Here is a 15265-nt window from a genome sequence, read left to right as displayed (position 1 = left end):
CTGCCAATACGGGGGAGAAACGCGATGATGATCGCGGCGCAATCGGCCACGATCAAAGACCAAGGGACAGGCTCGGCGCTTGAAGTGCTGCTTGTCTTCCTCAAGCTTGGCGTCACGTGCTTCGGCGGGCCGATCGCCCATATCGGCTATTTCCGCGACGAGTTTGTCGTGCGCCGACGCTGGCTCGACGAACACGCCTATGCCGATCTTGTCGGGCTGTGCCAGTTTCTACCGGGTCCGACGAGTAGTCAGGTCGGGTTTACCATCGGGCTCCTTCGCGCCCGTTACGGCGGCGCGCTCGCGGCGTGGGTCGGCTTCACGTTGCCGTCGGCGATCGCCCTTGTGCTCTTCGCCTATGGCGCGGCCGCGCTCAGCGGTCCGACTGGCGCCGGGCTGCTGCATGGACTGCAGCTCGTCGCCGTTGCGATCATCGCCCAAGCCGTGTGGGGCATGGCGCGCTCGCTATGCCCCGACCGCGAGCGCGCTTCCATCGCTGTTGTCGCCGCGCTGATTATTCTGTTCAGCGCTTCGTCAGCGGCGCAGATTGCTGCGATCGGGCTGGGCGCGCTTGCGGGGCTGTGGTTCTGCCGGGGCGCGCCGACCTCTCCTGCGGACCATGTTGTCGTGCCTGTCTCGCGCAGGGTGGGATTGGTCGCCTTGACCACCTTTTTCGGGCTCCTCTTTGGGCTCCCGGTCCTGCGCGACCTCGGCGGCTCCCAGCCTGTCGCCCTCTTCGACGCCTTCTACCGCTCCGGCGCATTGGTCTTCGGCGGTGGTCACGTTGTATTGCCCTTACTGCGCGAGGCTTTCGTCACGCCTGGTTGGATTGACGACAACGCCTTCCTCGCCGGCTACGGCGCCGCCCAGGCGGCGCCGGGACCGCTCTTTACCTTCGCGGCCTATCTTGGGACCGTGGTCAGCGCGCAGCCGCGTGGGCTGGCGGGCGCCGTCCTGGGCCTCCTCGCCATCTTTCTTCCCGGCATGCTAATTCTGCTGGGCGCGTTGCCCTTCTGGGATGTCTTCCGGAAGCATCCGAGGGCGCAAGCAATGATGCGCGGCGTCAACGCCGCCGTCGTCGGTGTGCTCGGCTCAGCACTCTACAACCCTGTTTGGACCAGTACAGTAGGCAGCCCGGGAGACTTTGGAATCGCTCTCGTGGGCTTTGTGCTTCTCACCGCATGGCGTGCTCCGCCCTTGCTCGTGGTCGTCCTCAGCGCGGCTGGCGGGATCGCGCTACCGCATATGATGTCGTAACGGCGCGTATCACACTCCGATCCAACGATACTTCGCCGGTCTTTCCCCGAAACGCCGCGGCGTTGTCAGCCCGATCGCGGCGCGAACCGCAGCGCCCAATCGCGGCGGCGGCATGGGCCGCTCGCTTGACCTTCGCGGGAGACAACGCCCCGCGCCGAGCGTGCTTGGCTGCTCATCCATCAAATTGCCGCTGAAGCGATTTGGTAAGGATATTCCGAGACATTTTAGTAACCGTTTCCCCCTATCCCGTAAGCAATTCGAAACGCTAAGCCGATCGCTCTGCCGCCAGCTGCGAATGCTTTACGCCAGGCATGAGAGCGGAACCGTTTCCGCGGGCCTTCGCGGCCGTTTCGACGCTTCGAACGTCTTGCCTTGGAAAGGAGACGAGCATGTTCAAAAGATTGCTCCTGACGACCGTCGCGGCCGCCACGGCCGGCTCGGCGCTGGCCGCCGACCTTCCCTACGGCCAGGGTCCGAGCGACTACGCTCCGGCAGTTCCTGTCTTCACCTGGAGCGGGCTCTATCTTGGCGGTCAGATCGGCTATGCGTGGGGAACCAGCGCTCTCTCGGCGTGGGGGCCCGGCTACTCCATATCCGGCGTCACGTACAATCCCAATGGCGTCCTCGGCGGCGCCCATGTCGGATATAATCTGCAATTCAATCAGGTCGTTCTCGGCGTTGAAGGCGATGTCGACGGAACCGGAATCAGCAAATCCTACGGCTTCGGACCCGTCACCTATGGCACCCAGATTCCGGTGGAGGGGACGATTCGCGGCCGGCTCGGCTTCGCGCTCGACCACGCGCTTTTCTATGTGGCGGGAGGCGCCGCCTTCGCCAGCGTCACAAACAACTATCAATCTTTCCTTGGCTACAATTCAATCGGAAAGTCGGTCGCGGGCTGGACCATTGGCGGCGGCGTTGAATATGCGCTGACCAATAACTGGTCTGTGCGGGCGGAATATCGTTACATGGATCTCGGCTCTTCGACCGACTATACTTTCGTAACTGGCCCTGGCGCCGGCGTTAATCATGCGCTCACGACCAACGACGTTAGGGTCGGCTTCAGCTACAAGTTCGACGGACTGCTGCCTCCCTCGGGGATCGCAAGATAGTGATATTATAAGCCCTTTTTTGAACATATCGGCGCGTGACACAGCCGGAAGCTGTGCTCGGAACGGCTGCGCCAGAGCGATCCCTTCGAATCCGTTGCGCCTAGGTCACACCAAGGGGAATTGCGTCTCGAAAAAGCCTATTTCTGCCTAGACTCGGTTTGTTGGTCACCTGAAACGGAGTAGTTTGCAAGAGCTTCCAACCCTTGAAAGGAGAAAGCAATTATGTTCCGTCGTATGCTTTTAGCTTCGGTTGGCGCTGTTGCGCTTGCCGGCACGGCCTTCGCGGCCGATCTTCCCTCGCGGGCTCCGCCGCCAGTCTATGTGCCGCCGGTTCCGATCTTCACCTGGACCGGCGTCTATATCGGTGGCCAGATCGGCTACGCCTGGGGTAAATCAAACGTCAGCTATGGCGACAACTTCGGCGACTATGCGGCCTTCAGCACCACGAACAGTGGCGTTATCGGCGGCGCGCATGTCGGCTATAACCTGCAGCTCAGCCAGTTCGTCGTCGGCCTCGAGGGCGACGTTGACGGCTCCAGCTTGAGCAAGACCTGGAACGGCTATGTTCCTCTCTTCGGCGTCGTTCCCGGTTTTGCTCCCGCTACCGCTGTTCACACGAGCCTCGGCGTCCAAGGTTCGATTCGCGGCCGTGTCGGTTATGCCTGGGATCGCGTTCTCCTGTACGCCACCGGCGGCGTGGCCTTCGCGGGCGTCAACGGCAGCATTTCGACGCCGTTTGGCTATGACAGCGCTTCGTCGACCCGCGTCGGCTGGACTGTCGGCGGCGGCCTCGAATATGCCGTCACCAACAATTGGTCGATCCGCGCGGAGTATCGCTACTCTGACTTCGGCCACTCCACGGTTTACGCCGCGAACTCCTTCGCTTTCCCGGGCTTGACCGCCGTCGGCGCCTTCGCAAATCGTCGAATCACCGAAAATCGCGTTCAGGTCGGATTCAGCTACAAGTTCGACACGGCCATGCCGGCTCCCGTCGTCGCCAAGTATTGAGGCCAAGCGTCTCGGCTTCAACTTTCAAGGCGTAAAGATTAAAAAGCCCGACCAGCAATGGCCGGGTTTTTTCTTATTTTTAAGGACTTAGTAAGATTTGTAGCGGTCGGCTCTGGATCTTGAATTCGTATGTGGCATGCCCGCCACACCCCTCTGAATTACGGCCTTCGATTGGCGATTTCGCCGCCCTGGCGGTTGTGCTCAAGCGGAAACGCGGTAGTTTGCGGAAGCTTTGAACCCCGGAAGGAGAAAGCATTATGTTGCGTCGTATTCTTTTAGCTTCGGTTGGCGCGATCGCGCTGGCCGGCTCGGCCTTTGCGGCCGATCTTCCCTCACGCGCTCCGCCGCCAGTCTATGTGCCGCCGGTTCCGATCTTCACTTGGACTGGCGTCTATATCGGCGGCCAGATCGGCTACGCCTGGGGCAAGACAAATAACAGCATCGGTGACGCGTTCGGCGATTATGCGGCGTTCAGCACCAACAACAGCGGCGTCATCGGCGGCGCCCATGTCGGCTATAACCTGCAGCTGAGCCAGTTCGTCATCGGCCTCGAGGGCGATGTCGATGGTTCGAGCATGAGCAAGAGCATCTCGGGCTTCGTCGGCGACGTGCCGACCACGGTCAGCTCGAACATGAGCGTTCAGGGTTCGATTCGTGGCCGCGTCGGCTACGCATGGGATCGCGTCCTGATCTATGGCACCGGCGGCGTCGCCTTCGCTGGTCTCAACGGCAGCATTTCGACGCCGTTCGGCTATGACAGCGCTTCGTCGACCCGCGTCGGCTGGACCGTTGGCGGCGGCCTCGAATATGCCGTCACCAACAACTGGTCGATCCGCGCCGAATATCGCTACGCCGATTTTGGTCATTCCACTGTGTATGCCAACAATTCGTTCGTTGGGCTCGGCGCCTACGCCAATCGCCGCATCACCGAGAACCGCGTGCAGGTCGGCTTCAGCTACAAGTTCGACACCTTCGGGCCGCCGGCTCCGGTCGTCGCCAAGTACTGAGATCAAGCCCTCAGCTTGCAGAAAAAGAACGCCCGGCCAGCAATGGCCGGGTTTTTTTTGCCTTGCTCCGGGCTCTTTTTCCGCCTGCCGCCGGTCGGACGCGCTTTCGCTTGCAAGGCGCATGCGCTCGTGTAAAGCAACCGGATGATACTTGATCCTCCCCCCAGCGCAGCGGTCCCTGGCGGCGACGCTCCTCGCGGCGCCGCGGCGCCGAAAATTGCGTTCGTCTCCCTTGGATGTCCAAAGGCCCTCGTCGACAGCGAGCAGATCATCAGCCGCCTGCGGGCCGAAGGCTATGAGCTGACCAAAAGCTATGACGGAGCAGCAGCCGTCATCGTCAACACCTGCGGCTTTCTCGACAGCGCCAAGGCCGAATCACTTGCGGCGATCGGCGCGGCGGCGGCGGAGAACGGCAAGATCATCGTCACCGGCTGCATGGGCGCCGAGCCAGAATCAATCGAGACGCGCTTTCCGAATATCTTCAGCATCACCGGCCCGCAGGCTTTCGAATCAGTGATGCAGGCGGTCCACGCCGCGGTCGCCCCACCGCATGATCCGCTCTTCGACCTTCTGCCCGCGCAAGGCGTCAAGCTGACGCCGCGCCATTACGCCTATCTGAAAATCTCCGAAGGCTGCAACAACCGCTGCTCCTTCTGTATCATTCCGAAGCTGCGCGGCGATCTCGTCTCACGTCCCGCGGCCGACATTTTGCGCGAGGCCGAGAAGCTCGTCGCCGCCGGCGTCAAGGAGCTCCTCGTCATTTCTCAGGACACCAGCGCTTATGGTCTTGACCTGCGCTATGCGGAAAGTGTCTTCCACGATCGCGCCGTGCGGGCGAAGTTCATTGATCTCGCCCGCGAACTCGGCTCCCTCGGGGTCTGGGTGCGTCTCCATTACGTCTACCCCTACCCGCACGTAGACGACGTCATCGAACTGATGGCGTCGGGTCTCGTCCTGCCCTACCTCGACATTCCTTTTCAGCACGCGAGCCCGAGCGTCTTGCGCGCGATGAAACGTCCGGGCGATCAGGAGAAAACGCTGGAACGCATCAAGCGTTGGCGTTCGATCTGTCCCGATCTTTCGATCAGATCCACTTTCATCGTCGGCTTTCCCGGCGAAACGGAAGCCGACTTTGAATTTCTGATGAACTGGCTCGGCGAGGCCAAGCTCGACCGCGTCGGAGCGTTCAAATATGAGCCGGTCGAAGGCGCCGCCGCGAACGGTCTCGGTCTGCCGCATATAGAGCCGCAAACGCAAGAGATTCGCTATCGCCGCTTCATGGAGCAAGCGCAGGCCGTCAGTACGCGCAAACTGAAAGACAAAGTCGGCAAACGGCTTTCAGTCATCGTCGATGAGGCAAGCCCGCGCGCGGCCGAAGGACGTACGAAAGGTGATGCGCCCGAGATCGACGGGAAAGTTCATATTGTCTCGCGGCGGCCGCTGCGGGCCGGCGAAATCGTTAGTGTGAAGATCGAGCGAAGCGACGCTTATGATCTTTACGGAACGGCCGTGTAAATCTTGGCGACGGGAGCCGGACCGCTGTCATGACGGCTGGCCGCGCACCGTTTCGCGCCGCGGCGTCCGACCGATTTGCAAGCTGAGCGTCTAATTCGGCAGCACCATCTGCTTTGCCGAGGGCACGGTCTTGGCGTAATTCAAATCATAGGTCTTGTCGCGAAGCGGATCGAGAGGCGTGCCTTCCGAAACGTCAATCACGCGCGGATGCGGGGCCTTGCCGGTGGGCGCCGGCGGCGCGTCGCCCTTGTCTGCGCCGTCGACGGGCTGATCGACTTGCGCGCCCGGCGCCGCCTCCGCCGCGCCAGCGTTCGCAGCAAAAGAACGCGTCGAGGCCGCGGTTGGCGCGGGAGAATCAGGCGCGTCGACGCCGTCGGAGCGGCCGATCGGACCGTCGAGATCGACAATGCCCGGCGCTCCCCGCACGCTGATGCCGAGTTCGCTGAGGCCGGGGCCCATCGCGAACGCGCGGGGCTGCGGCAAGGCTGCATCGGCCTGACCCTTTTTCGCCTGCATCTTATTGCTTGTGGAGCCCTCAGCCGGATTCAAGCTTGCGCCGGTCCAGGGCGCAGCCGCCGCCAGGGCGAGGCTTCCGGCTCCATAGGCATGCGTGAACGAAGCAGGGGCTGCAAGCGCCGGATCGCCGGCCGTGCGCGAGTCGACCGAGGCCGGTAGGGCTCCATAGATCGATCCTCCGTCGTCAAGCTCTCCATGCTGATCGCCGCGTGAGGGGCCTGCCGGCGCAGCGCCGGGGGGCGGGCCTCCAGCGGGACCGGACGCGGGCGCGGGCGACGCCTTGTCTACATCCGCGCCAGCGGCCCCGGCCTTGTCCTTTGCGTCTTTCTCGATCTGGCGCCAGCGCTGAACATTGCGGGCATGCTGATCGAGCGTTTCCGCGAAGACATGGCCGCCGGTCCCGTCGGCGACGAAATAAAGGTCCTGCGTCCGGGATGGATTGGCGACGGCCTCGAGGGCTGCGCGGCCGGGATTTGCGATCGGGCCCGGCGGCAGCCCGTCGATCATATAGGTATTATAAGGCGTTGGCTTTTCGAGTTCGACTCGCGTGATGCCGCGGCCAAGCGTGCCCTTGCCGCCGACGAGGCCATAGACGATCGTCGGATCCGATTGCAGCCGCATGCGCTTTGCCAGCCGATTCATAAAGACGCTCGCAACGCGCGACCTCTCGTCCGCCTTGCCCGTTTCTTTTTCGACGATCGAGGCCAGAGTCACGAGCTCATAGGGCGAATGCAGCGGCAGATTATTGGCCCGCCGCGCCCAGATCTGGTCGACGACCTTCTTTTGATCGTCCTGCATTTTTCTGATGAGGTCGGCCCGCGACGCGCCCCGCACGACCTTATAAGTGTCCGGCATCAGCGTGCCCTCTTTGGGCAAATCCCTGACATCGCCGATGAGAACGTCATTCTCCTGCAGGCGCTCGACGATCTGCTGGGTGGTCAGCCCCTCCGGGATGGTAATCGCGTGCAGGACCTGCTTGCCGCTGACCAGCGTATCCATCACCTCGCGCAGGCTCGCGCCTTGCTTGAAGAGATATTCCCCGGCCTTTACCTTGGAACGGTTGCCTTCGACCAAAAGCGCGACATTGAGCGCAAAGGGGCTGTCGATTATCCCTTCATGCTCCAGCTCGCTGATGATTTCCGGAACATCGGTGCCCGGAACGATATAGAGCACTTTGTCGGCGGCGAGCGGTCCCGGTTCGCGCATGCGCTGCTCGCTCCAGATCAGCCCGATCATTACGGCGACGGCTGCGATCAGAAGAAACGACAGGAAGCCGCTGAGGGCGGAAAGCATCGGCCGCCGCCGGCTCGGAGGCAAAGGCGGCGGAGGCGGCGCCGCGTCAGGCTGCAGCGCTTCGTTCGGGCTTTGGGGCGCGACCCGATAGCCGGCGAATCGACCACCCGGACGTTGATCGGATCTCTGCCCCGTTTTGTCGTCTTGGTCGTTTGGAGGCGCGCCGCCCATCAACTCAACTCACCCAGTCCGCTTCATTGCGCCGCCTCTCGCCCGTGGACGCCCCACGGACTGCGACTTTCGACGGCGCATTTTGCCAGCCGGTTGGATCGGCGACAACCCAACCCGAAAAATGTGGCTAATTCGCGTTGAGATTCAAGCGGCCAGCGTCGCCGCCAAAGCTATTCGGCTTGCTTGAAGATCAAACAGGCGTTTGTTCCGCCAAAGCCGAAGGAATTCGAAAGAACGAATTCGACCTCGCGCTTGCGCGCCTTGTGAGGAACAAGATCGATCTTCGTTTCCATCGAGACATTGTCGAGGTTAAGGGTCGGGGGGACGATCTGATCGCGCATCGCCAGAATCGAAAAGATAGCTTCGACCGCTCCGGCCGCGCCAAGCAGATGTCCGATGGCGGATTTTGTCGAGGACATGGACAGCGAACTCACCCCCTCGCCGACAAGCCGCTGGACGGCCTGCAACTCGATCTCGTCGCCAAGCGGCGTCGAAGTGCCATGCGCGTTGATGTAATCGATGTCGCCCGGCGAAATTCCGGCGCGCTTGATCGCGCTGCTCATGGCCCTGAAGGCGCCGTCTCCGGTCGGTTGCGGCGCGGTGATGTGATAGGCGTCGCCCGACATGCCATAGCCGACCACTTCGGCGTAGATGCGCGCGCCACGCGCCTTGGCATGTTCATAGGCTTCGAGCACGACGCAGCCGGCGCCCTCGCCGACGACGAATCCGTCGCGATCCTTGTCGTAAGGGCGTGAGGCCTGCTTCGGCCGGTCGTTGAAGCCGGTCGACAGCGCCCGGCAGGCGGCAAAGCCCGCGATCCCGATGCGGCTGATCGGCGATTCGGCGCCTCCTGCGACCATCACTTCGGCGTCGCCAAGGGCAATCAGGCGCGCGGCGTCGCCGATCGCGTGAGCCCCCGTCGAACAGGCGGTGACGACCGCATGATTTGGACCGCGCAATCCATGCTGGATCGAGACATAGCCGCCGGCAAGATTGATGAGGCGGCCCGGAATGAAAAAGGGAGACACGCGGCGCGGCCCTTTTTCGTGCAGCGTGATCGCGGTTTCGGCGATGCCGCCAAGGCCGCCGATGCCTGAGCCGATGAGAACGCCGGTCTCGATCTGGTCCTCGTAGCTCGTCGGCTTCCAGCCGGCGTCGTTCAACGCCTGCGTCGCCGCCGAGACAGCGTAAAGGATGAAATCGTCAACCTTACGCTGCTCTTTCGGCTCCATCCATTCATCGGGATTAAAGGCGGCGTCCCGGCCATCGCCACGCGGAACCGGCATGGCGACCTTGCAGGGCAAATCCGATGTGTCGAATCCGTCGATGATGCGGGCGCCGCTTTGACCTGCAAGTAAACGGCTCCAGGTCGGCTCGACGCCGCAGGCGAGCGGCGACACCATGCCGAGACCGGTAACGACAACCCTACGCATGTTTGGACCCGGCCAATATGTCACCCCGCGCCCAGCCAATTCCGGCGGCCGCTTCAGCTCCTACCGAAAGGATTCGCTCTCGAGATTGAGTTCGCAGCCGCCCGACTACGCTTGCAACATCAAGCGGCGGTCGCCTTTTGGAGAAAGTTGACCGCATCGCCAACGGTCACGATCGTTTCGGCTGCGTCGTCGGGAATCTCAACGCTAAATTCCTCTTCGAACGCCATGACCAGCTCGACGGTGTCGAGCGAGTCCGCGCCGAGATCCTCGATGAAGTTGGCGTTGTCGACAACTTTATCGGCATCCACCCCGAGATGCTCTATGACTATCTTCTTCACCCGCTCGGCGACATCGCTCATGGTCGTTTAATCCCTCGTCCTAACAAATTTGCCGACATAGGCCGACGTCGATGCGCGGCACTCGGCGTCCTTGCCATGCTCGTTGCCCGTAACTCGCGCCGGCGTCGCCGATCGATCGAGTTTCATGCACGGCGCCGGGCCGAGGTCCAGAAACTGGCGCCTCAATCCCGCAAAGATCGCTTCCCTGACTGCTCAACGCTGGCTTGGTAACACACTTCAATCCCATTGGCGAGAGGCTGCGCGAGGCGCCGAAAACTCGCCCTAATATACTCAAATCATTGCCATTCCTCCGTTAACATGCAGAGTTTGGCCAGTCACGTAGGATGCTTCCGAACTCGCCAGATAAACGACCGAGGCGGCGATTTCGGCGCCGGTCCCGAGCCTGCCCATCGGCACAGTCTGAAGCACGGCGGCCCGCTGCTTCTCATTGAGGACGTCCGTCATCGGGCTTTCGATGAACCCCGGGGCCACGCAATTGACCGTGACGTTCCGGCTCGCCACCTCGGCGGCGAGACTTTTGAACATGCCGATCATCCCCGCCTTCGAGGCGGCATAATTGCCCTGCCCCGGATTGCCGACGACGCCGACGACGGACGAGATCCCGATGATGCGCCCGTAGCGTTTGCGCATCATCGATTTGACGCACGCCCGCGCCAGACGGAACGTCGCCGTGAGATTGACCGCGATGACCTTGTCCCACTCCTCATCCTTCATTCGCATGAAGAGATTGTCTTTCGTCACGCCGGCGTTGCTGACCAGAATGTCGAGGCTGCCCATCGCGGCTTCCGCGGCCGGAACGAGCGCCTCGACGGCCTTTGTGTCGGAGAGGTCGCAGGGCAGCACCTCGACCCGCGCGGCGAGCTCGGTCGCAAGCGCGTCGAGCGCATCGCGCCGCGTGCCGGATATGGCGACCGTCGCGCCCTGAGCGTGCAGGGCGCGGGCGATTGCCTGGCCGATGCCGCCGCTGGCGCCGGTGACGAGGGCGGTCCTGCCAGTGAGATCGAACATTTGAGGAAAACTCCAAAAGCGCCGGTCAGGCTTGCGCCTTATAGCCGGCTATATCGGCGGGCGTCCCTACGGAAATGCCGGTCGCGTCGGCGCAAACGCGCTTGACGAGGCCTGACAAGACCTTGCCGGCGCCGCATTCGACGAACAGGATGACCCCCTTGCCCGCCATGAAAATCAGGCTTTCGCGCCAGCGGACGGCGCCCGTCACCTGCGCTACGAGAAGACGGCGGATTTCGGCCGGATCGCTCACCGGCGCCGCCAGCACATTGGCGACGAGGGGCGCGCAGGGGGGCCGGATCTCGACCTTCGCCAGGGCCGCCGCCATAGCCTCGGCCGCCGGCCGCATCAAGCTGCAATGGAAAGGCGCCGACACTGGCAGCAGCAGCGAACGCCGCGCTCCTTTCGTCTTGGCGATTTCGATGGCGCGGTTGACGGCGGCGACTGAACCAGACACCACCACCTGACCGCCGCCATTGTCATTGGCGACGTCGCAGACGGCGCCGGGGCCTGCTTCTTCAGCCGCCTGTCTCGCAATCTCGGCCGCCGCCTCGACCTCGACGCCGAGCAGGGCGGCCATCGCCCCTGCTCCGACGGGCGCGGCGTCCTGCATGGCCTTGCCGCGCAGACGCAGCAATCTCGCCGCCTCGGCGACGCTGAAAGATCCCGCCGCCGCCAGCGCCGAATATTCGCCAAGGGAATGGCCCGCGACAAAGGCCGCGTCGCGCGAGAGATCAAGCCCGGCTTCCGCCTCGAGCACGCGGATAGCGGCGAGGCTCGCCGCCATCAGGGCCGGCTGCGCATTCGCCGTCAAAGTGAGTTCGTCCTGCGGGCCCTCGAACATCAGCTTCGACAGGCGCTGCCCCAAAGCCTCGTCGACGTCGTCCAGAACAGCCCGCGCCTGCGAAAACTCATCCGCCAAAGCCTTGGCCATGCCAACAGACTGCGATCCCTGGCCCGGAAAAATGAAAGCTTTCGACGTCCCGCCCAATGCGCCAACCTGACCTGTTGCCCGTTTCGGAAGCGGCAGCGAGTCGCATTGCCGTCAACGCCTGTCAAGACGCCCGGGCCAAATCATTTTCCAGGCGATGCGGAAGCGCCCTTCGCAGCCCGGAGCCAAGCGCCGCCCAAACCATCGCATTCTCTTGCATCGCGCCGCGTGCTCTTGGGTCGCGCCGCGTACTCTTGGATCGCGCCGCGTGGAATTCTCTTGCGTCCGGCCGCGCGCGGGTGAAGCTTTCAGAAAGCGATTCGGCCAATGGCGAAGGATTGAAGAAGCCCATGCTGCCAATTCCCGGCAAGGCCTGCGGCGCGTGCAGCTTCTGCTGCAAGGTTCTCGAAATCGTCGAATTCGAGAAGCCGGCGGGCGTGTTGTGCGAAAACTGTCTGAAATCGGGCGGCTGCGGCATCTACGAATCCCGGCCCGATGTTTGCCGTGACTATGAATGTCTCTGGAAGGGCGATCGCGGCCTTGGAGCGCCATTGCGCCCCGACCGGGTCGGCGTCATTTTGATGGAGGATCCCGATTCGGACGAGTATCGCGCCGTTTGCGATCCGGCCAAGCCCTTGGCCTGGCGCCACCCGCTCGTCTTCCAACATCTTGTGGCGATGGCCAGGAGCGGCCGGATCGTCGTCGCCAAGGCGGGGCTGAAATCCTGGCGGATCAGGGCCAGCGGCGAAACTGGACCCTGCATTTGAAACGCGCGGAACGCCCCGCGCCGCCACAAAATCCGCACGCGGCGGCGAACGCGCCTTGCCTACTGGCGAAATCACGCTATAAAGCGCCCTTCGCGGCTTCGGCTGGGGGCTGAACGGAAAGCTCGTCTTGCGGGCAGGATCTTCAAAAGATCCGATTTCCAGTGTCTCCGCCTTCGTTTGTCTTGTCGAGCCTTTCCAGGGCTCGAAGGGCTCTGCGCCGAAGCGCCGCGACCATGTAAAGAAAGGCAATGAAAATGGCTCTCTACGAGCATATTTATCTTGCTCGTCAGGACATTTCCGCCCAGCAGGTGGAAGCCTTGACCGAGCAATTCAGAGCGATCATCGAAGGCCTCGGCGGCAAGATCGAGAAGGTCGAATACTGGGGCGTAAAGTCCCTCGCCTATCGCGTCAAAAAGAATCGTAAGGCCCATTTCACGCTTCTGAACATTGACGCCCCGCCAGCCGCCATCACCGAGATGGAGCGCCAAAGCGGCATCAACGAAGACGTCATCCGCTTCCTGACCATCCGCGTCGAAGCGCTCGAACAGGGCCAGTCGGCGATGATGCGCAAGCGCGATGACGACGACCGCGGCGATCGCGGCGACCGGCCCGACAGAGGAGACCGCAGTCGCGCCCCGCGTCCTGACCGGGGTCCAAGACGCCAGCGCGACGATGCCGGCGCCGTTGAGGAGGGCACTTTCTGATGACGACCGCAGCAGCTCCCCGCCGTCCGTTCTTTCGCCGCCGCAAGACCTGCCCATTTTCGGGCCCCAACGCGCCGAAGATCGACTACAAGGATACGCGCCTGCTTTCGCGTTACATTTCGGAGCGCGGCAAGATCGTGCCCTCGCGCATCACCGCTGTCTCCGCCAAGAAGCAGCGCGAGCTCGCGCAAGCGATCAAGCGCGCCCGCTTCCTTGGACTGTTGCCTTACGTGATCCGCTGATCGACAGGCGCGCCTCCGCCGCATGATCATCGAAAAGACGCAAGCTTTTTCGATAACGCATGCTCGAAAGCAAAATGATGAAGAGCGCGGTTGCCCAAGGCGCTGCGCTTTCGCCTTCGGCGGCCCTTAAGCTCATTGAGCGACATGGCTTCAGGCGGACTTCAGTTTTCCCGGATCGGCCATTTGTCCGGTTCGGCCAATGTGTTGGGACGGGTGGAGGCGTTAAGTTTCCAACCCGCCTCTAACCGCCGATGAGCGGGACAGCAGGATTATGAAGAGTCGCTTTTCTCAGTTTGGCGCTTCGAGCGCGGTCGCAGTCGGAGCAGGTCTTGCTTCCGCCCTGCTGTTCAGCCTGGTCAGCCAGGCGACCATCGTCGCTATCGCGCTCGCCTATCTTTCGCCGCTCCCGATCATGATCGCCATGATCGGTTTCGGCCGCGCCGCCGGCGTGACGGCGACGATTGTCGCCACGCTTGCCGTGTTCGCGGTCGCATTCGTCCAGCAGGCGGGCGAAGCTGAAGGCGCAGCGCTTGCCGCGGCGGGAATCGCGGGATTGACTTTTGCGCTAAGCCTGGCGGCGCCGGCTTTGTGGCTAAGCTATCTTGCCGCGACCAGCCGGCCGAAGGATGGCCCCAACTGGAGCAGCGCGCCCGCAGCCGGACGATCCGGCGCGCAGGACCGGTCAACGCTCGAGCGGCTGCTCGCCTATGGCGTGGCTGTATCTGCGACGATCGCAGTCATAGCCACTGTCGTCGTCAGCGCGCGTCAGGGTGGCTTCGAGGCGGCGCTGAACCACGCCGCCGGCGCGTTGACGCCCATGCTCAAGATCCTCGCCGCGGAAGCGCCGCTTCCATCTGGCGTTGATCTTCTCAAACTGGCGCGGCTGATCGTGCTGGCCGCGCCGCCGGCGGTCGCGGCTTCAACCCTGCTGATGCTGCTGCTCAATCTCTGGCTCGCCGCACGCGTCGCGCAGGTTTCCGGACGATTGCCGCGCCCCTGGCCCGACATTCCCCACGAATTGCGGCTTTCGCGCATCTATGCCCCTGTCTTCCTCGCGGCGGTGGGCGTCGCTTTCGTCGGGGGCCTTGCCGGAACCATCAGCGCCATCGTCGCGGCGGCGCTCGGCATGGCGTTCGCTCTGCAGGGCCTTGCGGTCATCCACGACGTGTCGCGTGGGTCGAAGTACCGGGTCTTCATTCTCGGGCTTGTCTACATAGCCCTCATTATATTGGCGCCGCCGTGGCTGCTTATCGCTTTCGCCGCGCTCGGGCTCGTCGAATCCATATTCTCTCTGCGTGATCGCAAAAAGAATTCGATTTCTCCAAAATCTTGAAACAACTCGAAGGATTAAACCAATGGAAGTGATCTTGCTGGAGCGCGTCGCCAAGCTCGGACAGATGGGCGATACGGTTCGCGTCAAGGACGGCTATGCGCGCAATTTCCTCCTGCCCGGCGGAAAGGCTCTGCGCGCGACTCCCGGCAATAAAGCCAAGTTCGAGGACCAGAGGATTCAGCTGGAAACCCGCAACCTTGAACTCAAAACTGAAGCGTCGCGCGTCGCGGAAAGTCTGAACGGCCAGAGTTTCGTCGTCATTCGCCAGGCTGGCGAGACCGGGCATCTCTACGGCTCGGTGTCTCCGCGTGACATAGCCGACGCGATCACGGCCGGCGGCTTTACCGCCAACCGCAACCAGGTGGTGCTCGGCGCGCCGATCAAGACCATCGGATTGCATCAGGTCCCGGTTCATCTCCATCCCGAGGTTATCGCGACGGTCACGGTCAATGTCGCCCGCTCGGTCGCCGAAGCCGAACGCCAGGCTGTCGGCGAAGAAATCAATGTCATCGAAGAAACCACGATGGATGATCTTGGCCTTGAGGTCGGAGCGGCTCTTGCCGACGCAGGCGGCAGCCTTGGCGACAGATAAGCTTCGCGGCGGTCTGTGGGCCG

15 protein-coding genes are annotated in these 15265 nt (G+C 62.7%); 10 read left to right on the top strand and 5 right to left on the bottom strand.

Annotated features, from left to right (window positions below; translation table 11 throughout):
- Positions 1–24 precede the first annotated feature (24 nt).
- From chrA to rimO, 5 genes are all read left to right on the top strand, one after another.
- On the top strand, positions 25–1254 hold the full coding sequence (chrA, locus tag SIN04_RS03715; RefSeq protein ID WP_197731940.1) for a chromate efflux transporter: 1230 nt from the start codon (positions 25–27) through the stop codon (positions 1252–1254).
- A 389-nt stretch (positions 1255–1643) separates the two neighbouring features.
- Positions 1644–2366 carry an outer membrane protein gene (locus SIN04_RS03710; RefSeq protein ID WP_134486254.1) on the top strand — a complete coding sequence of 241 codons (723 nt, stop codon included), beginning with the start codon at positions 1644–1646 and terminating at the stop codon, positions 2364–2366.
- Positions 2367–2588: 222 nt separating this feature from the next.
- Positions 2589–3374 (top strand): outer membrane protein, encoded by a 786-nt coding sequence (locus SIN04_RS03705; protein WP_134486252.1) that lies wholly within the window; start codon positions 2589–2591, stop codon positions 3372–3374.
- Between the two features lie 257 nt (positions 3375–3631).
- Positions 3632–4381 carry an outer membrane protein gene (locus tag SIN04_RS03700; protein ID WP_134486250.1) on the top strand — a complete coding sequence of 250 codons (750 nt, stop codon included), beginning with the start codon at positions 3632–3634 and terminating at the stop codon, positions 4379–4381.
- A gap of 144 nt (positions 4382–4525) precedes the next feature.
- Positions 4526–5896, top strand: coding sequence for a 30S ribosomal protein S12 methylthiotransferase RimO (rimO, locus tag SIN04_RS03695; protein ID WP_134486248.1), 1371 nt, complete (start codon positions 4526–4528; stop codon positions 5894–5896).
- Between the two features lie 90 nt (positions 5897–5986).
- On the opposite strand, the gene mltG is transcribed toward rimO, so the two are convergent.
- The 5 genes from mltG to fabD form a co-directional block, all read right to left on the bottom strand.
- On the bottom strand, positions 5987–7705 hold the full coding sequence (mltG, locus tag SIN04_RS03690; RefSeq protein ID WP_134486246.1) for an endolytic transglycosylase MltG: 1719 nt from the start codon (positions 7703–7705) through the stop codon (positions 5987–5989).
- A 341-nt stretch (positions 7706–8046) separates the two neighbouring features.
- Positions 8047–9309, bottom strand: coding sequence for a beta-ketoacyl-ACP synthase II (gene fabF, locus SIN04_RS03685; protein ID WP_134486244.1), 1263 nt, complete (start codon positions 9307–9309; stop codon positions 8047–8049).
- Positions 9310–9428: 119 nt separating this feature from the next.
- Positions 9429–9668, bottom strand: coding sequence for an acyl carrier protein (locus SIN04_RS03680; RefSeq protein ID WP_134486242.1), 240 nt, complete (start codon positions 9666–9668; stop codon positions 9429–9431).
- 270 nt (positions 9669–9938) lie between these two features.
- A complete protein-coding gene (gene fabG, locus SIN04_RS03675; protein ID WP_134486240.1) occupies positions 9939–10676 on the bottom strand; it encodes a 3-oxoacyl-[acyl-carrier-protein] reductase in 738 nt (245 codons plus the stop codon).
- 25 nt (positions 10677–10701) lie between these two features.
- Entirely contained in the window at positions 10702–11607 is a 906-nt protein-coding gene (gene fabD / locus SIN04_RS03670) for an ACP S-malonyltransferase (protein WP_134486239.1), read from the bottom strand.
- A 347-nt stretch (positions 11608–11954) separates the two neighbouring features.
- Here fabD and SIN04_RS03665 point away from each other — a divergent pair, with 347 nt between their 5' ends.
- The 5 genes from SIN04_RS03665 (at position 11955) to rplI (ending at position 15242) form a co-directional block, all read left to right on the top strand.
- The gene (locus SIN04_RS03665) at positions 11955–12371 is read left to right on the top strand and encodes a hypothetical protein (RefSeq protein WP_341264221.1); all 417 of its coding nucleotides are present in this window, start codon (positions 11955–11957) and stop codon (positions 12369–12371) included.
- 254 nt (positions 12372–12625) lie between these two features.
- Positions 12626–13075 (top strand): 30S ribosomal protein S6, encoded by a 450-nt coding sequence (rpsF, locus tag SIN04_RS03660; RefSeq protein WP_134486237.1) that lies wholly within the window; start codon positions 12626–12628, stop codon positions 13073–13075.
- Positions 13075–13317 carry a 30S ribosomal protein S18 gene (gene rpsR / locus SIN04_RS03655; RefSeq protein WP_134486235.1) on the top strand — a complete coding sequence of 81 codons (243 nt, stop codon included), beginning with the start codon at positions 13075–13077 and terminating at the stop codon, positions 13315–13317. Before rpsF ends, rpsR begins: the two co-directional genes overlap by 1 nt.
- Positions 13318–13588: 271 nt before the next feature.
- Entirely contained in the window at positions 13589–14650 is a 1062-nt protein-coding gene (locus SIN04_RS03650; RefSeq protein WP_134486233.1) for a hypothetical protein, read from the top strand.
- Positions 14651–14672: 22 nt separating this feature from the next.
- Complete coding sequence (rplI, locus tag SIN04_RS03645) at positions 14673–15242, top strand: 50S ribosomal protein L9 (protein ID WP_174511974.1); 570 nt, start codon at positions 14673–14675, stop codon at positions 15240–15242.
- The last annotated feature ends 23 nt before the right edge of the window (positions 15243–15265 follow it).

Origin of the sequence: Methylocella tundrae, assembly GCF_038024855.1 — a bacterium.
Taxonomy (GTDB): domain Bacteria; phylum Pseudomonadota; class Alphaproteobacteria; order Rhizobiales; family Beijerinckiaceae; genus Methylocapsa; species Methylocapsa tundrae.
The sequence above is the reverse complement of the archived record's forward strand: the minus strand, read 5'-3'. Positions and strand labels throughout refer to the sequence as shown.